The following is a 21,223-nucleotide window of genomic DNA, read 5'->3' on the forward strand; positions in this document are numbered from 1 at the left end:
CCAAGCTGAAAATTTTGCGCATGCTAACACTGCTAGCTAAAGACGCAATAGGCGAATGCAAAAATATAGACACTTTATTCATCTAATCCAAGTTACTTAGACGAACTGTGCCGTATTTTTTTGATAAATCCGCCACCATTGATATTGACCAATACAAGCCATCACTAAAAAGCATAAATAGAGAACGGAGGTTGGGTACAAACCCTTTTGCCAATATACCCAGATGGCAACGACATCCACCACAATCCAAAAGCTCCAATTATATAGCTTCTTATGAGACATTAACCACTGAGCCATTAAACTGACACAAGTGGTAAAAGCATCGAAGTAGGGTAAGCTAGCATCGGTATTGCTTGCCATAAACCAGCCCCAGAGCCCGGTTGCAACAATCGCCAAGCTTACGGTTAGCAGATACAATTGCCTGCTGCCGTGATGGACAACCACATGACCACCATCATCTAAATTTTTCGACCAAATCCAATAACCATAGATTTGAAAGCCTACATAAATCAGGTGCAGAATCATATCTGAGTAAAGTTTGACGTCGTAAAAAATATAACTGTATAAACTGACTTGGATAAAACCAAAGAAAAAACACCAAATACTGCGTTTTATGATCAGGAATACACACAAAAAGCCGCTGATGGTGGCTATCCACTCTATGGGAGACGCGCCTGCGAAACCTGCTAGCCATTCAGTCCACTGCATCTTGATTCCTTATTATCTTTGCGGGTTGTTGAACTCGTTTACCTTGTAGCCCACCGGTATGTATGGCAAGGATTTTACAGCCTGGTGGAAAACTTTTATTTTCGATTAATTGGCGTAAACCCCAAAACAGTTTGCCCGAATAAATGGGTTCGATGGGGATCTGGTAATCTTGTTCAAATTGTTCACAAAACGTGACCAGTTCGGGTGTTTTTTTGGCGTATCCACCAAAGTGAAAATCCGAATTGATTTGCCAGCTTTTTTGTTCTGTTGGTTTTTGTATTGATGAACCTGAATGTTGTATCTCACTGGGTAGAAGCCTAGTGACCAATTCTTGTAAATAGTCATGGCCTTTTAATACACCTAGGCCTAATACCTGGCAGCGACTGTTGTGCGTACCTTGGATTAAACCAGCCATAGTGCCGCCACTGGCAACAGGTGTCACTATGACGTCATAGGGCTGGGTAAATTCTGCAACAGTAGAGGCTACGCCGTTCAAGGCGTCAAGCTGTGAGCCGCCTTCTGGAATAATCAAGGAATTGGGATGCAGTGCGTTAAGCTGCTCTAAATAATTAGCGTAAGCCCGTTTCGCGTAAGTGATTTTATTCACCCATTCAATTTCTGCGCCCCAGTGTTTAATATCCCTGAGCATAGGGGTCATATGTTGTGAATAATCTCCCCTAACAATGGCCAATAACGGGATTTCTAATTTTTGACAACTATAGGCTAATGCATGCAAATGATTTGAATGGCCGCCCCCAAAACTGATGATTTTCGCCGGAGGTGCATGTGCCGAGTGCAATAAGGTTTGGCTCAGTTTCCGCCATTTATTGCCGGAAATTACTGGGTGGATCAAATCGTCGCGCTTCACCCAAACACGCACATCATTCTCATTGCGCCAAGTAAGGTTTAATGGCTGCTCCGCAGAGGGCAACTGAATACCGAGCTGCTGGGTTAGGTCCTCTGCGGTTAACTGGGTTTGATTCACTGGATACTTACACTCGCTTGAAACGCAGTTCAGGACTATACGGTGTGAAGTGCTGGACTGTCCCTGTTGCGGCTACTTTTTGTGCTTCAACCCAGTATTTTGCCGTCATTAGGTCAGGGTGTAATTTTTTAAGGAGATCCTTTAAATGACGTTTCCCTACAATAAAATGTTCGAACTGCTCAGGAAAAACATCCTCCGGTGATACCGAGAGTGTATCCATGGCAAAAGGATCATCTGATTTTGGTAGTTCCCTAAAAGTACGCTGATGCATCAAACAAATTTCATCATAATCATAGAAAATGACGCGACCATGCCGAGTTACCCCGAAATTTTTATGTAACATATCGCCGGGGAAGATATTAGCTGCGGCAATTTGTTTAATACAAAAGCCTAGGTCATTAATTGCATTGTGGATTTTGTTTTCATCGGTTTCCGTTTGTAAAAAGATGTTCAACGGGGTCATTTTTCTTTCGATATAAACATGTTTAATGATTATTTCGTTTTCATTAACCTCGATGTTTTTACTTGCAACGTCCAATAACTCTTCCAATAGCTCTGGCTCTACGCGGTCTTTGGGTAGCCTGAAGTTTACGTACTCATGGGTATCTGCCATGCGACCAACCCGATCAGTGGTTTTCACTAAACGATAGCACTCTCGTACCTGTTCACGAGTGACCCTTTTACTTTCGGGAAATTCATCTTTGATTATTTTGAAGACCACTCCGTAGGAAGGCAAATGGAAAACTGCCATCACCAGACCGCGAATTCCCGGGGCAATGCAAAATTTATCCTCTGTATTATCTAAGTGTTGTAGGAAGTTTCGATAAAATACGGTTTTACCGTGTTTGTAATGACCGATGGACATATACAATTCGAAGTTCTTTTTGTTTGGCATCAATTCTTGTAAAAACGCAACAATTTCAGCTGGATATAATGTATCGGCCATGAAATAGGCGCGGGCAAAACCAAAAATAACACTCAAGTCTTTATTGCTGGTTAGCAGCGCATCGACTTGCAGTTGCTTTTCGTCGTTAATTAATAACGCAATGACAAATGGAAGGGTTTCTTCCGGCATACAGATACGGCCGACCAAATATGCCGCTTTACCTCGGAAAAAGACAGGTTTTAGAATCTCTACAGTGTGCACTGATGCCAGTTGAGCTTTATTTAGCCGCGCTCTTAGTGCCTGATCAAGTTGCTGTATATCACTTTGTTTATTTTCGTAGGGAATGGAAAAGCGGTAGATAGCTAGAATTGCTTCCATCATTGAGCCAACAGTGCCGCTAGTGTCGAAGCTGTTGACCACTTTATGCTTGTCTTGTCCCGGGATATAACAACGGCTAGGCAGAACGAACATGATTTGGTCATCAATTTTATTGTGTTTATACAATCTGCCTATTACTGAGTTGTAAAAGGTTTCGGCTAATTCGTATTGGGGATGCTGTTCCAATTGCAACGCAAATAGATTTTTTACTTGGTGCCAGAATTCATGGCTTTGTTGGCGCGGATTTATAAGTGTATAGACTTCGGATATGGTATCCGCCAAACTTTGTTCGTAAATAGATATGCGTTCTTTTACCGCAAGTTGAGTTGCTTGCCACTGTGCTTGCTCAAACCGCTGTTTTGCCCCTGAGGTAATTCGACAAAACCAACGATAATTTTTCTCAAATCCATAAAGTATCTGATAGGCGACTTTTTCTTGAATGCTTGGCATAACTTCGGTCACAGTATAAAGTTGAAGAAAAGACTATTGAAACATAAAACTATCCAATAATAATAAAAAAAAAGGTGAGATGGTGAGCTTTCCCGTATTAATTTGTGATGATTCTGCGTTGGCGCGTAAAATGGTACAGCGCAGCCTTCCTAATAACTTTGCCAGTGAAATCGAACTAGTCAGTAATGGCCAAGAAGCCATCAATAAGCTAATCGAAGGATCATTTGCATTAGTCATTCTTGATTTAGTCATGCCTATTATGAATGGTATTGAGGTATTAGAGGCGTTAAAAGAAGAGTGTATAGACGTCTTTGTGATTATTGTTTCAGGTGATATTCAGCCTGAAATGAAATCAAGAGTAGCTAAATTTGGCACACTCGATTTTATCGAAAAACCCATAGATAAAACCAAATTGCATAATGTGTTAACACGTTTTGGACTCTATTAATTAGAAAACGGTCTACAAATAAAACGGTCAGCAAATAAGACTGGGGCTGCCTAGTATGATTGATTAAAAACCCAATGAATATATTCAAGATTAATAAACAAACTAAGCCGCTTTGATTCGCTGGTGGATGTTGCCATTGATAGCCTGGCAACATCCTGACCGCAATTGTTTATTTTGCTAAGGTTGTAAGCTCATTAAAAACTGGCACGAAGGCCAATGTTAATCGAGCGACCTTTACCAGCTAGCTGGGCAAAATCGGTGCTTTCACCCATTCTAATATCTGCTACGCTGACGCCACCTAACGGCAATTCATAGTATTCATCTAGAAGATTATTGACACTTACACTTAAGGTCATATGTTGCCAATGATACTGACTTGCGATATCAACTAATGTGTAATTCTCGGTGGTATTTTCGAGTCGACGAGAGTCAACACGATTTTTGCTGTCTACCCACTGAACACTTAAGCTGTTTTGCCAGTTAGCTAACTTGTGCTGCAAACTCAGTTTCCCTTCGATGGGTTTAATTTGATAAAGACTTTCGCCACTATCGTCGCGAGAACCACGCACACTGCTAATATCGGCTTGTAAGCTCCACTGGCCCAATTGCGCATCGTCTGCAATTTGTTTACGTGCCTGAATATCCACACCATACAAAGTGGCATCTTCGTTAATGAACTGTAGTAGGTTGCGGGTGGCATCAGGGTTGTCTGATTGGCCAAAGGCACTAAAGCTACCGATAACTTGTGCATCAATATAATCGTTTATTTTGGTGTAATAAGGGGTTATGGAAAACTGCCAACTTTCATCTGTACTAGCATATTGGTATCCGGCACTGATGGTTACTGCTGTTTCTGGGGCCAAATTAATGTCTCCCACATAGCCGTTACCATCGCCAAACCAGCCAATCATGGTCATAGCCATGCTACCGCGACCCCAACTATACCGTTCGTATAAGTTGGGTGCGCGGTTTTTGCGTGCTATACCCAACTCTAAAGTTTGTTGGCTATTGAGGGGAATAGACGCCAATAAGGATATGTCCACTAATGTATCTGAACGATCTCGATCAGCTGCATTGAATGCCAGGCTGGCGGCATAGTCCTCATTCGGCATGCCCATCATCGACATAGAACTGTATGACTGCACTTCACCGGTATCGGTTGTCACATTTTCAACCCGCACGCCTGCAGAGATTGTCCATTGGTTAGCTAACTGGGAAATACTTTCTGCATAGATTGCCAAGCGGTCGCGCTCACCATCATGAATATTGTGGTAATCATTTGGACCCATCATTGTAGAATCTGCAATGGCCGGCCACCAATCTTCAAGTCGATAAGCAAACCATTCTGCACCCAATAACCAAGTTTGGTTGTCGGAGGTAGGGAGACGCCAGCGTAATTTAGCACTGTAATCATCAGATTCAGTATTCATCGGCATCATGCCCGTTTTTTCTGATGTAAAAAAGCCCATGCGATGTTCAACTTGGTGCCAATTGAATTGTGCCTGGAAATCGCCATTTTGTAGCTCACGAAAATATTGTGTGGTTAGCCCATAACTTTGGTTATAAGTCATATCCATGTATTGATTTGCAAAGCCCTGAAAAGGGATATATTGATGGGTTAGTTTAACGGCCAGTTGCTGTTGCTGATCTTTAAATGCGGCAGTTAGGGCATGATTTTGTGCTCGGTAAAGCGTATCGCGCACTTGCTCACCATTGCCATCATCATAACTTGAGGCGTCTTCATAGGCACCTTGATAATCTAGACTGATTGAATCACTTGATAAGTGCATGCCTAAACCAATTAGCATGGCATCGTTAACACTGCGGTACTCCGCCGAAGCATAGCCCGATTGCCAGCCTATATTTTCGCTGTCGCTATAGTGAGGATTTATGGTGTTCACTTCTATTACGCCAGCAATATTGTCACCTGCCGAACTTACCGGTGAAATGCCGGCTATTACTGAAATTGTCTTAATTTGATTGGCAGAAATATAGGAGAGCGGTGGATTCATATGATTTGCACAGGCTGCGGTAACATCGGCACCATCTACCAACACCTTAACGCGATCCCCCATCATACCGTTAAGTACTGGTAAGCTGGACATCCCGCCGGCTGCCGAAAAACTGACTCCTTGTTGTTCTAGTAGCGCTTCTGGCGAACCCAAAAGCACTTTATCTTGGGGTTTATAGCCTATAACTTCTACGACTTCGGTTTCATCATTTGCATATACAGGGGAATTTAAAAAGCATGTGCAGATGACTAGGGCAATAGGGGAAAGTTTCTGAAAATTACTTAGATTACTGGTTGTTACTGACACTAATTTGAACCTTTTGAGTCTAATATAGTAGCAGTATAACGGGGCAGTTAGCCTCCGAAAATGCGACACATTGTCGCACCCTTGGGCAATGCGCTTTTTTGTAGGCTGGACTTTATTGCTGGGATATTTCTAGTCGAGGGCTTGGGCTAATGTCTCGGGCTGAAGCCCAAGCTACAGATTCTGTGGTTGTCGTAAGAGGGGTAAATATGTCTGTCGGCTGGACTTTATTGCAGTGAGATGTATCACCATCCCGGTGATAGCCAACAATCAATCCATGGCAATAAGTGTTTTTTCAATTTCAAACACATGTTCGTCCACTTCGTCTTGCTCTCTTAATGCAGCCGCGAGTTCATACACATAATCACGATTCAATCCACTTGGTCCAGATGAGTTGAAGATTTGCGTTGCAATGTCTTTTACACTGGCCTCCCCTAAGTAAGCGGCATTGTCTGGACTGGCGAGGTATATTAAACCTTTAACCGTTCGATTATCTGATAGATGGATAGGAATTTCATGGCGCAGGTAACCATTTTTCTCACGGTGATCTAAGTGCTCGAAAACCTCATGATTGACTTTAAATGCTCGACCAAAACACCTTTCACCGGAAGAAGGCGTTAAGGTTAGCACTCTTCCTGGGCATTCTGGTGTGCCTCGGTGATCATGACTGCCTTGCCAAAAACGCCGTGAATACCCAGTAATATAAGCATATTCACTGGCAATAAACTCGAAGTCTACCTTATATATAAGGGAGCCATAACCGAACAGCCATATTTCATCATAGTCGGTTAAATTCTGGCGTGATTTGTTGATTGCTTGGGTATCGAAAGCCATTTAAAAAGTACTTTCCTGTTAATTTGATTTGGATGTTAATTGACACTTTACACCAGTTTTATAATTCACAGTATCCAATGTCTAGCGCATTACTTTTTCTGATTCCAGTAGGCGCTAGCGTAAAGCTTTTGTTTGTCATATTGGCAATGTGTATTTAAATAGGATTTCAATTGTCTGACTATGCCAGCTTCGGCAGCAATAAAAATAGCGGTGTTTCGCAAATCTGTCGGTTGAGCCGACAAGGCTAATAAGAAGTCTTCAGTTAACTTATTAGGAGTGATTAGCCAGTTAACGTTAATACCGTCAGGGCCATGAAACACTTGTTTATCTGATTGTTCAGGCACTTGAATCCATGCAGAACCTTGGGCATCTGAGGGTAACTGTTCCAATGTGCCGGCAATGGCGGGCAGGGCGGTTATATCACCGAAAAAAAGATGCCTAGGAGCATTTAAGTCAGCATGCTTAGTCTCCCCGGGTCCTGCAATCCCTAAAAAATCACCAGGTATTGCTGAGGCGGCCCAATTGCTGGCTAGCCCTTGGTGGTCATGTACAGCAAAATCTATAGTCAGTTGATTATTCTGTTTATCAAATTCCCGCACAGTGTATGAACGCATCCATTTTTTGAATCCAATATACATACCTAGTTTAGGCAATTTCTCAGTAGAGTTAGGATTTGGAAAAATAGCTTTCACGTGAGCACTTTTTTTATCATCGGGGAAGTCTTTAAGTTCCTCACCACTTAAAATTATCCGTCTCATGTGCGGAGACAAATCAATAACTGAATGTACCGTCGTCATGCGCATTCTAGGTCCCATAGTTTTCTCCTCTTATTAAAGGTTATTGGTTGTTGGTTGAGCTAAAAATCGTTGCAGTTTGGGGCGGATCACAAACACCATTAAACATGAGAATCCTAATCCTATGGGCAAGGCATACAAAAAACTGCTGAGCATTAGACGGCTGTATTGTGCAAAGGTGATGTAATCGTGATTGACCACAGTAGTTACCATTGCCATTACAGATTCCATGACTACCGCCATAAAAACACCATGAAGCAGCTTTTGCTGCATTTGTGTGCGGGTTGAAAAAAGCAGTTCGACTAATTTGTTCATGGCAATAAAGATTAAACCACCAGTTGGCAGCATCACCACTAAGGCAAATATATAGGAGTTGATCCAGCTGTTTAAAAAACTTTGTGTTGGCTGCAAATTTGTGTATGTCATAATAGCCGTAATTGCAGCAACTAAAGTGCTGAGAATTGTGAATATCACTAGCACATTTTTTAACTTAAGTTGCATTTTAGTATCCAATTAAATAAAGTTGATAAAGTCTACTATATTTACATTGGTTGACAATGTCAACTAAGTTGTTGTTGATTTTCTAGATATGGAGAAATAATGGAATTAAATGAAGCGCTGTTTAGCCTTTTTCATACTGTACGCAATAAAATTATTGAACAGGTTAAGCAAATGGACTCAGACTTATCGCCAATGCATTTAAAGTCGCTAAAGGTAATCTCTAAGATTGAAGATTGTACTGGACAAAAGCTAGCCACTTTTATGGGACGAGATAAAGCTCAAATTAACCGCTTGATTAAAGAGCTCGTTAATCAGGAGTTAGTCATAAAAACTAGCAATAAAGAAGATGGCCGTAGTCAAATTTTGTCGTTATCTGGCAGGGGAACACAATATCTCGACAAATTTAACAAAATTGAAAAGCAAGTTTTCGACACTATGCTCAAAGATATTGAACCGCAGAAGGTAGAACTCTTTATTCAACTTGCAAACGAGTTCAAAGGTAACTTGCAATAATGGCTGCAAGGTCTGAGTTTAGAAAATAGTTTAATGATTGAATTAACAACTAAAGGCCCGAAAGACATTTCAACGAATCTGACCTCCTTGTTTTTAACCTTTGCGCGAACAGCAATTATTAACAGGTTCGCACTGTAGCTTTACCCGACTTAATCTATTGTTACCTCGAAACTGCAGGTAACAATAGATCGAATATCGTTCCTTGCTTATTTGCTAGACTTTGCAATTCTTACTAATGAAACATCACAGTCTGCATAGTTTGCAACGCCATTCGCGGTAGAACCGATTAATGCTTGAATGCCTTTTTTAGAGTGTGTGCCTAGCATGATTAGGTCAGCTTTTCGTTTAATCCCTTCATTGCATATTAGCTCATAAGGTTTACCAACCTTAATGATGCGGTTCTTTTTAGGGACATTGAAGTCTGCGCACAACTCTTCAATTTTAGGAGATATTTTGTCTTTCAGTTCTTTTTGATAATCCTTAGGCAATAACTGGTAAGGCAGAACATGCATAACAATTAACTTACTGCCGTATAACTCTGCCATTTCAGCAGCTTTAGCGAGAACTTGTTTCCCTTCTGTAGACGCCTCAATAGCACACAGGATTGTTTTATACATAATTGCTCCTTAATCATTATCAATCTGAAGTTTTTATTCATTCTTATACTACCCATAAAATAGCGGCAAATATATGATTCACATCAATATTAGCTGATATTTAGCTCCCCTAACCGGCTTCAGACAGCATGGGGAGTAGGGTGAAGTCTTATTTTCAGTTTCTAAACTTCTCAATGTTAGATTTATCCTGTTTGTCCAGATCCAGTCATTCATTAACGAATGACTCATTACAAAGTAAACTGCAGTAAAGGTTAAATATTTACTCGTGTGACGATGTGAAGTACCTATTCAATCCATTTAATTCTACCTTAGAGTAATTAGATCAGCATAAATCGCCAACAAATCACCCTTTGACGGTTGACATATAGACGTCTATACGGCAAATTGAAGCCCATGAAAATAATAATAAGCACCATCGGCATGATTATGATTACCACCTCAAACGAGTTGGTCGCTGGCTAGTGCTTAAAGAAATTTAAAAAAGCCCGCGACTCAAGCGGGCTTTTTGTTATTTACAGCAAAATTATTTGCCTACTTTAAATGGCTACACAACAAATAGATGGCTTCAGAGTTGGGTTAAAGTGCGAAATTAGAATGCGAATCTCAAGCAGCGGAACAGAAGTAAACAGGAGCAATAAATGAAGGTGTTGAAATTTGGTGGCTCTTCAATGGCCGATGCTAAACGTTATTTGTCGGTTAAAGACATCAGTTTAGCTAGCCATGAAGAAAACGGTGCAGCAGTGGTTTTATCAGCTCCAAAGGGAGTGACAAATGCATTGTCGTTGTTATGTGAACAAGCAAGTGCGGGAAATGACTTTGGCGAATTGTATGCCAAATTAGATATGACATTAAATGGTATTGCTAGCGACTTAGCTGAGCAATTGCCTGCTTTCCGCAAAGCCCGTTTAAGCAGTTTTATTGATACAATTTTAGCTGAATTGAAACAGCATCTAGATGGCATTCAGTTACTGCGTTGTGCACCAGACCAAATTACCGCCAAAATTTTAAGTATGGGCGAATATGTCAGTGTGAATATTTTCAGTGAAATACTGAACGCCCTAGGCCAAAAAAATCACATTATTGATCCGGTTAATTATATTGTTGCCGAAGGTGAATACTTAGATAGCATTGCCGATGTTGCAGTAAGCAAAGCCCGCTTCTCGGAGTTTGTTTACGATAAATCTGAAATTTTAATTATGCCGGGTTTTGTTGCAGTAAACGCCGAAGGCGAGAAAGTGACTCTTGGACGTAACGGTTCCGACTATTCCGCGGCCATTCTTGCTGCGTGTTTAGACGCAGAATGTTGTGAGATTTGGACGGATGTGGATGGGGTTTACAATGCTGATCCTAATCAAGTGGATGGCGCAGTGCTTCTCGACAAGCTCACTTATCAAGAAGCCATGGAACTGTCTTACTTTGGCGCCAAAGTGTTGCATCCTAAAACTATTGGTCCTATCGCTCAACACCATATTCCCTGTTTGATTCGTAACACCTTAAACCCTGCTGCTCCTGGAACTTTAATTGGTAAAGAATCGAGTGATATTTGGACCAGTGTGAAAGGCATCTCTCACCTTGATGACATGACTATGTTTAATGTTGCCGGCCCTGGTATGAAAGGTATGGTAGGCATGGCGAGTCGTGTGTTTGAAGTGATGTCTAATGCGAATATCTCCATTAGCTTAATTACTCAGTCTTCTTCTGAATACAGCATTAGTTTCTGTATCCACAGCAAAGACGCCGAAAAAGCACAGAATCTGTTAGAAGATGCGTTTGCCCTTGAGCTTGCCAATAACCTATTAGATCCCATTGAAGTGCGCCATGAATTGGCCATTGTAACCCTAGTGGGTGATGGTATGCGTCATTCTAAAGGCTTGGCTGCAAAGTTCTTTAGTTCATTGGCGCAAGCTAGAGTGAATAACGTTGCGATTGCTCAGGGTTCATCTGAGCGTTCAATTTCTACAGTGATTGAGAGTAATCGTGCAAAAGAGGCGGTGAAGGTTGTGCATCAGAATTTTTTCTCGAATACCCACTCCATTGATATTTTCCTCGTGGGGTGCGGCAATGTAGGAAAAGAGTTATTGGAACAAATGGCTCGTCAACAACAACCGTTATTCGAGCGTGGTATTAGTTTAAAAGTATACGGTGTTGCCAATAGTCGTAAGTTATTATTACAAACTGGTGGCATTGACCTGCAAAGTGAATGGCAAGCAGATTTAGATAACTCAGAGAAAACTCTCTCGGTAGAGAATTTGAGTGAATTTGTTAAGCAAAATAGCTTAATTAATCCAGTCATTGTTGATTGTACTAGTAACGAAAATATTGCCGGTCAATATGCGGATTTTATGTCTGCCGGTTTCCACGTAGTAACGCCAAACAAAAAAGCCAATACCCGCGAAATTGCTTATTACAAAAAGCTGCGTTCCATGGCACAGCAAACCAACCGTCAGTTTTTATATGAAACCACTGTAGGAGCTGGACTGCCAGTTATCGATAATTTACAAAAACTGATTTACGCAGGTGACGAATTAAAACGTTTCGAAGGCATCTTGTCGGGTTCCTTATCATTCGTATTCGGTAAGTTAGATGAAGGCCATAGTTTGTCAGAGGCTACTCAAATAGCTAAACAGAATGGTTTTACAGAGCCTGACCCGCGGGATGATTTGTCGGGTATGGATGTGGCGAGAAAACTGTTAATAATGGCTCGCGAATCTGATCTTGAGTTAGAGTTAAGTGATATTGAAATAGAATCTGTTTTGCCTGACTCTTTTGATGCAAGTGGCAGCATTGACGACTTTATGGCCAATCTACCAAGCTTGGATGGCCATTATTTAAAACTTGTCGAAGAGGCTAAAAGCAAAGGGCAAGTGTTACGTTATGTTGGCTCAATTGAAAATGGCCAGTGTAAGGTTGCCCTAAAAGCCGTTGATAATACTCACCCTTTATATGCAATTAAAGAAGGTGAGAATGCCTTAGCAATCCATAGTCATTATTATCAGCCGATTCCTTATGTGATTCGCGGTTACGGCGCTGGCGCAACGGTAACAGCAGCTGGTGTATTTGCCGATGTACTTCGTACTATGCCATGGAAACAGGATATCTAATCGATGAATAAAAGCATTACAGCTTACGCGCCTGCATCAATTGGCAATGTTAGCCTTGGTTTTGACTTACTGGGTGCTGCATTAACCCCTATTGATGGTAGTCCATTAGGTGATCAAGTGGATGTTAGCTCTGCTGACACCTTTAGTTTAAAGGTTGAAGGACGCTTTGCAGATAAGTTACCTGCAGATCCGCAATCAAATATTGTTTTTCACTGCTACACTTTATTCACTAAAAAATTGCGTGAGCGTGACTTACCCACTGCGGAAGTGGCAATGGTGTTGTACAAAAACTTACCCATAGGTAGTGGGTTGGGTTCAAGTGCGAGTTCGATAGTGGCTGCGCTACATGGTTTAAATCAATTTTTTGATGAACCCTTTGAAGCAAACGAGTTACTATTGATGATGGGTGAATTGGAAGGACAAATCAGTGGTAGTGTGCATTACGATAATGTCGCGCCATGTTTTGTGGGTGGTTTAACGTTGATGAATAGCCAATCCGACAAAATCGCTTTGTCTTTACCAGTATTTGAGAACTGGTATTGGGTGGCATGTTTTTCAGGTATCAGTGTTTCGACGGCAGCAGCCCGAGATATTTTGCCTAAGCAGATCCCAATGGCACAAACCATCACCTTTGGTCAACAACTTGCCGTATTTGTAGATGCAAGTTACCGAAAAGATGAAGCCCTTGCAGCCGCAGTAATGAAGGATGTAATAGCTGAGCCCTATCGTAAATCTTTGCTACCGAAGTTTGATGAAAGCAGAGACTATGTAATGAACAATGGTGGTCTAGCCTTTGGTATTTCTGGCTCGGGCCCAACCGTATTTGCAGTTTGTAATAATTTAGAACAAGCACAAGGTATTCAAAACTGGTTATCTGAAAACTATATTCAGAATGACACTGGCTTTAGTCATATTTGCCAGATTGATACTCAAGGTGCTGTGGTCTCTTAAACCAGCCCCAAGATGCTGGTAAACCGATAAAATAAAGGTAGTAATTAAGTGGAATTGTTTAATTTAAAAGATGACAGCGACCAAGTAAATTTCGCTGAAGCAGTAAAAAAAGGCTTAGGTAAAAACCAAGGGCTGTATTTTCCGAAGGAATTTCCTAAATTCGAAAATATCCAGGCAATTTTGGATATGCCATTCGTACCTCGTTCAGTTGAAATATTGTCCCAATTGATTGGTGATGAGCTGCCAAAAGCAGAGATTCAAGGCATTGTTGAAAAAGCCTTTGCTTTTGGAGCCCCTTTAGCAAAAGTGACCGACGGTATTTACAGTCTAGAATTGTTCCATGGCCCGACACTGGCGTTTAAAGACTTTGGTGGCCGTTTTATGGCCCAAGTCCTGTCAGTTATAGCTAAAGGTGAACCTATAACCATATTAACTGCTACCTCAGGTGATACCGGTGCTGCAGTAGCTCATGCATTCCATGGTTTAGATAATATTAATGTAGTGATTTTGTATCCGAAAGGCAAAATTAGTCTTCTACAGGAAAAACTCTTCACAACATTGGGTGATAACATCCACACTGTGGCTATCGAAGACGACTTCGATGCTTGCCAACAGTTGGTGAAATCATCATTTGATGATGTTGATGTACGTCAAGGGTTACACCTAAACTCGGCTAACTCTATTAATATTAGTCGTTTGCTAGCTCAGGTTTGTTATTACTTTGAGGCAATTTCTCAATTATCAGCAGAAGAACGTGAAAACGTAGTGATTTCTGTGCCAAGTGGTAACTTTGGTAATTTAACCGCAGGCATGATTGCTAAAGTGATGGGCTTACCTATCAAACGTTTTGTAGCGGCAACTAATTCAAATGATACTGTTCCCCGTTATCTTAAAACCGGCGAATGGGATCCTAAAGCCACAGTCGCTACCTTATCCAATGCAATGGACGTAAGCCAACCTAATAACTGGCCAAGAATTGAAGCACTTATCGAACGTGGTTTAATTGATAAAGACATGTTGCAAGGTGACGCCGTTGATGAAGACTACACTCAGGTTGCCATGAAACAGCTGGCTCAACTTGGATATGTGAGTGAACCCCATGCAGCAATCGCTTATAAGTCTTTGACCCGTTTCATTGAGCCAGGTGAAACTGGTATTTTCTTAGGGACTGCTCACCCTGCTAAATTCAGAGAAAGTGTTGAAAATGTATTAGGCCAGCCTATTAGTTTGCCACAACCTTTGGCTGACTGTGCGGGTAAAGAAAGCTACTCAGTAGAGTTGCCAAATGATTATGAGCAACTTAAAGCTCATTTATTCAAGACTCTGCAAGCATAAATGCTGACTTGGAAAAAGATTATTGAGGCTGAGAAAAAACAGCCTTATTTCCAACAGATTGAACAATTTATAGCTGACGAACGTGGTGCGGGTAAAGTCATTTATCCGCCTACTGAGAGTGTTTTTAACGCATTCAAAATGACTCTCTTTGCGGATGTTAAAGTCGTTATTTTAGGGCAAGACCCCTATCATGGTCCTGATCAGGCACATGGCTTAAGTTTTTCGGTGGAATCAGCGGTTAAAATTCCACCATCCTTAAGAAATATATACAAAGAGTTGGCCCAGGATATCCCAGGTTTTGTTATTCCCTCCCATGGCAATTTACAACAATGGGCAGAACAAGGTGTGTTACTGCTTAATTCGGTGTTAACGGTGGAGCAGGGGAAAGCCAATTCCCATGCAAAAATTGGTTGGGAAATATTCACAGATAAGGTGATTAGCGAACTAAGCCAACACCGTGATGGTCTGGTTTTTTTACTGTGGGGCAGCCACAGTCAAAAGAAAGGTCAGTTAGTTGACCACAGTCGCCATTATGTGCTCAAGGCGCCACACCCATCACCTTTGTCAGCACACCGGGGATTCCTAGGATGCAAACACTTCTCCCAGGCCAATCAACTGCTGACAGAGCAAGGCCAATCACCAATAAATTGGCAAATTGACTAGTTTCTAAAGAGATAAAAAAAGCCCCACAATGTGAGGCTTTGATTTATCGATTATAGGTTAGCTAGTTCGGCTTCTAAAGACATATCCATATCTTCGAGCTCTTTTCTTAATTTATAGCGATCTTGAATCGCTTCTATTTCTCTCCACTTACGCTTTTTGCTTTTAGTTTTAGATGGGCGGGATTCGGTGTCAATCATTGACATTAACTTTTTTGTATCCACTTTACGTCTCCATTTATTGTTTTTGGCGCAAATAAGGCTAGCCAGTCAATCAACATTTCCTACTTTGATTTTACTGACCGAGTATTTTTTTATCACAGGCGCTATCAAAATAAAACTATTAGTTTTAGTTTTTGTTAATAAAGTATGAAGTTTTGATGACAAAAAAGCCGAAAGTAGACGGTAAAACAAGCATGTTGCGCTGAATATAAACAGAACCTAAAACCGTGAGGTATAAGAACAGAAAAGAGATTTGCTACTCGAATTAACAAGCAGCAAATCGAATTTATTGAAGGGAAAAATTATTTACTATTGGCCGCTCTAAAAGCCGCAATTAAATGATTGGTTGAGTTGTCAAAGTCCAATTGAGCGTCGCTATTCACCAATTTATCTAACACTTGGTTACCTAACACTTTTCCAAGTTCAACGCCCCATTGGTCAAACGAGTTAACTCCCCAAATAGCCCCTTGCACAAACACTTTGTGTTCATACATACAAACTAATGCCCCTAAGGTCTTAGGATCTAGTTGATCAAATAACAAGGTATTACTAGGTTTGTTACCGGGCATGGTTTTATGGGTGGCCAAAGATTGGCGAGTTTCTTCGTCTAAATTGGCACTTTCTAAATCGGCGTAACACTCTTCATAGGTTTTACCTTGCATCAATGCTTGGGTTTGACCAAAACAATTAGAGGCCAGCATTGCGTGGTGGGTGTCATCTTGATTGTTGACGTTCAATGGGAACATGAAATCAGCAGGAATAAGTACTTTCCCCTGATGGATCAATTGATGGAACGAGTGTTGACCATTGGTTCCCTCACTTCCCCAAATAACAGGCCCGGTGGCATAGTCGATTTGTTCGTTTAAACCAGCTACACCCTTACCATTACTTTCCATGTCCAATTGTTGAACATAGGCAGGGAAACCCCGCAGGTAATGATAGTAAGGCAGCAGAACATGGCTTTGTGCACCGTGAAAGTTGGTGTACCAAACCCCAAGAAGACCTAATAACATGGGAAGGTTTTGCTCTGCTGGTGCCTCTTTGAAGTGGCAATCCATTTCGTAAGCACCCTCAAGTAACTCACGGTAATGTTGGTATCCAATCGTCAAAGCAATAGGTAAACCTATAGCCGACCACAGTGAATAGCGGCCACCAACCCAATCCCACATAGGAAAGATGTTATTTTCATCCATACCAAATTCAACGGCTGCTTTAACGTTAGATGAAACCGCCACGAAGTGCTTAGCAATATCTTTTTGACTGCCACCTTGGTCAAGGAACCATTGTTTTGCTGTCAGGGTGTTTTGCAGTGTTTCTTGAGTAGTGAACGACTTAGATGACATCACAATCAAGGTATCAGTATGATCAAGCTCAGCCAACACATCGTGAATATGACATCCATCTACATTGGCCACATAGTGGACCGAAATGCCTTTATGCCAATAAGGTTTTAACGCCTCTGACATGATTTTAGGACCTAAAAATGAACCACCAATGCCGATAGCAACAATGTGTTTAATTGTTTTACCGGTATAACCTAGGTGCTCGCCGGAGTGAATCGAATGAACAAAGTCTTTAATCTTATCTTGAGTGGCTAACACCTCTGGCATGACATCTTCGCCGTCAACCATTACAGGTTCACCGGAAAAGTTACGCAAGGCAGTATGTAGTACCGCTCTTTTTTCGGTGTGATTAACAATGTTGCCAGCGAACATAGCATCACGCTTTTCAGCGACTTGTTGACTATCTGCCAAACTATACAGTGCTTGCAGTATTTCTTGGTTTATTAAGTTTTTGGAATAATCTAGCTTGATCCCGCAACTTTCAAGAAAGTACTTAGAAGCTCTGGTGTTGTCTGCTTCAAACCAATCACGCATATGCTGACCAGCGATACCCTTTGCTAAGTTCTCAAGGGTTTTCCATTGTTCACTTTGATTTACTAAAGACATTTATCAATTCTCTTCTTTTATCGGCGATTAAAGATTGCTGTATTATCTAATTTTTAGGTTAACCATTAGAAACACGTCGTTAAGTACGTAAGTGTTCTATAGTTCAGGTTAAATCAAATTACAAAAGGTCTTTCAACATAACTTCTAGTTTGTCTTGGTCTTTGGCAAAGTTGCGAATACCTTCGGCAAGCTTTTCTGTGGCCATGGCATCTTGGTTATGTTCCCATCTAAATTGACTTTCAGTTAGCTTTTCGCCAGCAGTTTTGCTTGCGCCTTTATCAACTAACTTAGTTTCCAAACCACCTTCGGTTTGTGAAAGCTCTTCTAAAAGATTTGGGCTTATGGTTAATCTATCGCAGCCTGCTAACTCAATGATTTCACCGGTATTACGGAAACTTGCACCCATAACAACGGTCTTGTAGCCGTGTTCTTTGTAATATTGATAAATATTACTCACAGACACTACACCTGGATCTTCATCAGCTGGGTAGCTGTCTTTGCCTGTACTGGCTTTGTACCAGTCCAGAATTCGGCCCACAAAAGGAGAAATTAAGAATACACCAGCTTCGGCACAGGCTCTGGCTTGAGCGAAACTAAACAACAACGTTAGGTTACAGTTAATTCCTTCTTTTTCCAGAATCTCAGCAGCGCGGATCCCTTCCCAAGTGGAAGCTAGCTTAATTAACACTCTATCTTTACTCACACCTGCTTGGTCATATAAGGAGATAAGTTTTTTGGCTTTAGCAATGCTACCTTGAGTATCGAAAGATAGACGAGCATCTACTTCTGTTGAAATGCGCCCAGGTACGATATTGACAATTTCTTTACCAATTTTAACCGCTAACATGTCACCAGCATCTTCGATTTGCTGTAACTCATCATTAGACTGTTCTTTTGCCCAGGCAACCGACTCTTCAATCAATGTGCGGTATTGTGGGAGTTCTGCAGCTTTCAGTAACAAAGACGGGTTAGTAGTAGCATCAACAGGTTGATACTTTTTAATGGCTTCGATGTCACCGGTGTCTGCCACAACTGTGGTGATTTCCCGCAAAGCTGCTAATTGATTTGTCATAAAAACCTCTTTAGAAATAATTAATTGTACAATCATCGATCGTTATTACGTGTCGAGATTGCCTGATAAAAGTAGTAAACCTTAGGTATGCCTCACAGGGTATAACTGTTAACGCTTGGTTTCTACATTATCGAACCCTGAACTATTAAAAATAATAGGCTTATTATAATAAATAAAAGTGAGCAATTATATGAGTTGTGAGTAATTACTCAAAATTGTTGCATTTATTTGTCACTTTTTGCGGCTTTAATTCCATTAAAATATAAATTGAACTGTTAAATATGTAATTGTCCAAATGTTTAGTATTTACAATTAATGGTATAGTGATGACGAGTTTATACTCCGTCATTAATACTAATTTACGAAAGGATATTTGATGCTAGTTGTTGTATCACCTGCAAAGAATTTAGACTATGAAACACCGCCCACGACACCACTTTTCTCCGAACCCGATTATTTGGCTGATTCTGAGCTGCTAATTAAAGAGTGTGTCAAATTATCACCTGCTCAATTATCTAGTCTGATGCATATTAGTGATAAATTAGCTGGTCTAAACGCTGCTCGCTTCAGTAGTTGGTCTTTACCCTTTACTTCTGACAATGCCAAACAAGCCATTTTAGCGTTCAACGGTGATGTTTATTCAGGTATTCAAGCTGAGCAATTTAGTCAAGAGGATCTTGAATATGCACAACAACATATGCGTATTTTATCGGGTTTGTATGGGTTGCTAAAACCTTTAGACCTAATGCAACCTTATCGGTTAGAGATGGGGACTAAATTGAATAACCAGCGCGGTAAGAATCTGTACGAGTTTTGGGGTGACAAAATAACCCAAGGTATTAGTGATTCCTTGCAGCAACAAGGTGACGATGTGCTGGTGAATTTAGCATCGAATGAGTACTTTAAGTCGGTCAAGGTTAAAAACCTAAAGGCGACTGTTATCACCCCAGTGTTCAAGGACAAAAAGAACGGTGAATACAAAGTCATCAGCTTTTTTGCTAAAAAAGCGCGCGGATTAATGGCGCGCTATATTATTGAAAAGCGTTTATCTAAGCCTGAACAAATTAAACAATTTGATGGTGCTGGGTATCAATTTAGTGCTTCTTTAAGTAATGACAAACAATGGGTTTTTACCCGCGAAGAACAATAATAGTGATGGGGCAGGGCGGAAATTGAAACTAAGCTTTTCCAATGCCATTATCCAGTTAAGCTAATAATAGAACTATTCTAGCCGAGGAATTATATGATTTCTGTTAAGACCAAAAGCACCTTGATTGCCGCCAATTTACTGTTTTCAGCTACTTTGATGGCACAAGAAGTGCCTGTGCAAACAACGTCAGAATCTGGGGAACAGGTTTTTGCTAGCTGCATCTCGAATATCCAGCAAAAAGCTGAAACGGCAGGTATTGATAAATCGGTCATCTCTTATGCTTTAGATGATGTGAAACAGATTGATAAAGTACTCGAATACGATCGTAATCAACCTGAGTTTGTGCAAACTTTCCCCACCTATTTAAACAAACGTGTAACTCAGTGGCGTATTGATAAAGGTCGAGAAATGCTACGTAAGCATAAAGACTTACTAAATGACCTAACAAAAGAGTATGGCGTTCCAGCCCACTACTTAATTTCATTCTGGGGATTGGAAACAAACTTTGGCAGTTATAAAGGTAAAATGCCGATTATCGACTCCTTAGCGACCCTGGCTTGTGACGAACGTCGCAGTCGATTCTTTACCCAAGAATTACTAACCGCTCTGAAGCTGATGCAACGCGAAAATCTGAAAAAAGATAAGATGCTAGGGTCTTGGGCCGGTGCTATGGGGCATACACAGTTTATGCCGTCTGCTTATATTAATTATGCTGTAGACGGTGACAATGATGGGTTAGTTGATTTATGGGATAGTGAACCTGATGCTTTGTCTTCCGCTGCTAATTTTTTGAATAAGTTAGGTTGGGAAAAAGGCTTTATCTGGGGCAGAGAAGTTACTTTACCTGACAACTTTGATTACAGTCATTCTGGAAAAGACAGCCGTAAACAGTTAACTCAATGGTCTGAATTCGGTATTCGCAAAGTCAATGATGATAAAATTCCTAAAAGCGAAATTGATGCGTCATTAATTTTACCCACAGGCGCTAAAGGGCCAGCATTTTTGGTATACCGAAACTTTGATGTGATTATGCGTTGGAATAACTCTGAGTCTTACGCTCTCGCAGTTGGTTACTTGGCGGATCGGATTATTGGTAAACCCGAGTGGGCAAAGTCGTTACCCGATCTACCCAATTACCCCATTAGCCAAATGGTTGAATTGCAAGATGGCTTGAACGATCTGGGCTTTGATGTAGGAAAAGCCGATGGGATTATGGGGCCCGCTACTCGCAAAGGCATTCGTCAATTCCAGTTGTCCCGAAATATGTTAGCTGACGGTTATCCAGATGACAGTGTATTTAGTGGTGTGCAAGAAGCTGTGCGCTCAAATTTAAGCGGTAGCTAACCAGCAAGAGG

19 protein-coding genes are annotated in these 21,223 nt (G+C 41.0%); 8 read left to right on the top strand and 11 right to left on the bottom strand.

The window, feature by feature from the left end; translation table 11 throughout:
• Positions 1–96: 96 nt before the first annotated feature.
• Genes pnuC through aceK form a run of 3 tightly spaced genes read right to left on the bottom strand, consistent with a single transcriptional unit; the run spans position 97 to position 3,407 of the window.
• Positions 97–708, bottom strand: coding sequence for a nicotinamide riboside transporter PnuC (pnuC, locus tag ABJV04_RS00845; protein WP_348489206.1), 612 nt, complete (start codon positions 706–708; stop codon positions 97–99).
• Positions 695–1,693, bottom strand: coding sequence for a pyridoxal-phosphate dependent enzyme (locus tag ABJV04_RS00850; protein ID WP_348489207.1), 999 nt, complete (start codon positions 1,691–1,693; stop codon positions 695–697). Before ABJV04_RS00850 ends, pnuC begins: the two co-directional genes overlap by 14 nt.
• 7 nt (positions 1,694–1,700) lie before the next feature.
• Entirely contained in the window at positions 1,701–3,407 is a 1,707-nt protein-coding gene (aceK, locus tag ABJV04_RS00855; protein ID WP_348489208.1) for a bifunctional isocitrate dehydrogenase kinase/phosphatase, read from the bottom strand.
• A 79-nt stretch (positions 3,408–3,486) separates the two neighbouring features.
• Between aceK and ABJV04_RS00860 the strand changes: the two genes are divergently transcribed.
• Complete coding sequence (locus ABJV04_RS00860) at positions 3,487–3,855, top strand: response regulator (RefSeq protein ID WP_348489209.1); 369 nt, start codon at positions 3,487–3,489, stop codon at positions 3,853–3,855.
• A gap of 194 nt (positions 3,856–4,049) precedes the next feature.
• Here ABJV04_RS00860 and ABJV04_RS00865 read toward each other — a convergent pair whose 3' ends face one another.
• The 4 genes from ABJV04_RS00865 to ABJV04_RS00880 form a co-directional block, all read right to left on the bottom strand.
• Complete coding sequence (locus tag ABJV04_RS00865) at positions 4,050–6,173, bottom strand: TonB-dependent receptor (RefSeq protein ID WP_348489210.1); 2,124 nt, start codon at positions 6,171–6,173, stop codon at positions 4,050–4,052.
• Positions 6,174–6,440: 267 nt separating this feature from the next.
• Positions 6,441–7,004 (bottom strand): gamma-glutamylcyclotransferase, encoded by a 564-nt coding sequence (locus ABJV04_RS00870; protein WP_348489211.1) that lies wholly within the window; start codon positions 7,002–7,004, stop codon positions 6,441–6,443.
• Positions 7,005–7,093: 89 nt separating this feature from the next.
• The gene (locus ABJV04_RS00875; protein ID WP_348489212.1) at positions 7,094–7,819 is read right to left on the bottom strand and encodes a siderophore-interacting protein; all 726 of its coding nucleotides are present in this window, start codon (positions 7,817–7,819) and stop codon (positions 7,094–7,096) included.
• A gap of 15 nt (positions 7,820–7,834) precedes the next feature.
• Positions 7,835–8,299, bottom strand: a complete 465-nt coding sequence (locus tag ABJV04_RS00880) for a DUF2798 domain-containing protein (RefSeq protein WP_348489213.1) — start codon at positions 8,297–8,299, stop codon at positions 7,835–7,837.
• A 99-nt stretch (positions 8,300–8,398) separates the two neighbouring features.
• Between ABJV04_RS00880 and ABJV04_RS00885 the strand changes: the two genes are divergently transcribed.
• Positions 8,399–8,812 carry a MarR family transcriptional regulator gene (locus tag ABJV04_RS00885; protein ID WP_348489214.1) on the top strand — a complete coding sequence of 138 codons (414 nt, stop codon included), beginning with the start codon at positions 8,399–8,401 and terminating at the stop codon, positions 8,810–8,812.
• A 206-nt stretch (positions 8,813–9,018) separates the two neighbouring features.
• Here ABJV04_RS00885 and ABJV04_RS00890 read toward each other — a convergent pair whose 3' ends face one another.
• The gene (locus ABJV04_RS00890; RefSeq protein WP_348489215.1) at positions 9,019–9,429 is read right to left on the bottom strand and encodes a universal stress protein; all 411 of its coding nucleotides are present in this window, start codon (positions 9,427–9,429) and stop codon (positions 9,019–9,021) included.
• Between the two features lie 638 nt (positions 9,430–10,067).
• On the opposite strand from ABJV04_RS00890, the gene thrA reads away from it, so the two are divergent.
• The 4 genes from thrA to ung are packed head-to-tail and all read left to right on the top strand — an operon-like array spanning position 10,068 to position 15,479.
• Entirely contained in the window at positions 10,068–12,530 is a 2,463-nt protein-coding gene (thrA, locus tag ABJV04_RS00895; RefSeq protein WP_348489216.1) for a bifunctional aspartate kinase/homoserine dehydrogenase I, read from the top strand.
• A gap of 3 nt (positions 12,531–12,533) precedes the next feature.
• Positions 12,534–13,481, top strand: coding sequence for a homoserine kinase (thrB, locus tag ABJV04_RS00900; RefSeq protein WP_348489217.1), 948 nt, complete (start codon positions 12,534–12,536; stop codon positions 13,479–13,481).
• A gap of 48 nt (positions 13,482–13,529) precedes the next feature.
• Complete coding sequence (thrC, locus tag ABJV04_RS00905; RefSeq protein ID WP_348489218.1) at positions 13,530–14,816, top strand: threonine synthase; 1,287 nt, start codon at positions 13,530–13,532, stop codon at positions 14,814–14,816.
• Entirely contained in the window at positions 14,817–15,479 is a 663-nt protein-coding gene (ung, locus tag ABJV04_RS00910; RefSeq protein WP_348489219.1) for a uracil-DNA glycosylase, read from the top strand. It abuts the gene before it with no gap.
• A gap of 50 nt (positions 15,480–15,529) precedes the next feature.
• On the opposite strand, the gene ABJV04_RS00915 is transcribed toward ung, so the two are convergent.
• The 3 genes from ABJV04_RS00915 to tal all read right to left on the bottom strand — a co-directional run bounded on the left by ABJV04_RS00915 (position 15,530) and on the right by tal (position 18,718).
• A complete protein-coding gene (locus ABJV04_RS00915) occupies positions 15,530–15,700 on the bottom strand; it encodes a DUF3545 family protein (protein ID WP_348489220.1) in 171 nt (56 codons plus the stop codon).
• Positions 15,701–15,999: 299 nt separating this feature from the next.
• Positions 16,000–17,646, bottom strand: coding sequence for a glucose-6-phosphate isomerase (gene pgi, locus ABJV04_RS00920; protein WP_348489221.1), 1,647 nt, complete (start codon positions 17,644–17,646; stop codon positions 16,000–16,002).
• Positions 17,647–17,764: 118 nt separating this feature from the next.
• Positions 17,765–18,718, bottom strand: a complete 954-nt coding sequence (gene tal, locus ABJV04_RS00925) for a transaldolase (protein WP_348489222.1) — start codon at positions 18,716–18,718, stop codon at positions 17,765–17,767.
• Positions 18,719–19,094: 376 nt separating this feature from the next.
• Between tal and yaaA the strand changes: the two genes are divergently transcribed.
• Entirely contained in the window at positions 19,095–19,868 is a 774-nt protein-coding gene (gene yaaA, locus ABJV04_RS00930; RefSeq protein ID WP_348489223.1) for a peroxide stress protein YaaA, read from the top strand.
• 93 nt (positions 19,869–19,961) lie between these two features.
• Positions 19,962–21,212: a lytic murein transglycosylase gene (locus ABJV04_RS00935; RefSeq protein ID WP_348489224.1), complete on the top strand. Its 1,251-nt coding sequence runs from the start codon at positions 19,962–19,964 to the stop codon at positions 21,210–21,212.
• The last annotated feature ends 11 nt before the right edge of the window (positions 21,213–21,223 follow it).

It is taken from the genome of Aliiglaciecola sp. (genome assembly GCF_039982535.1).
Classification (GTDB): Bacteria; Pseudomonadota; Gammaproteobacteria; order Enterobacterales; family Alteromonadaceae; genus Aliiglaciecola.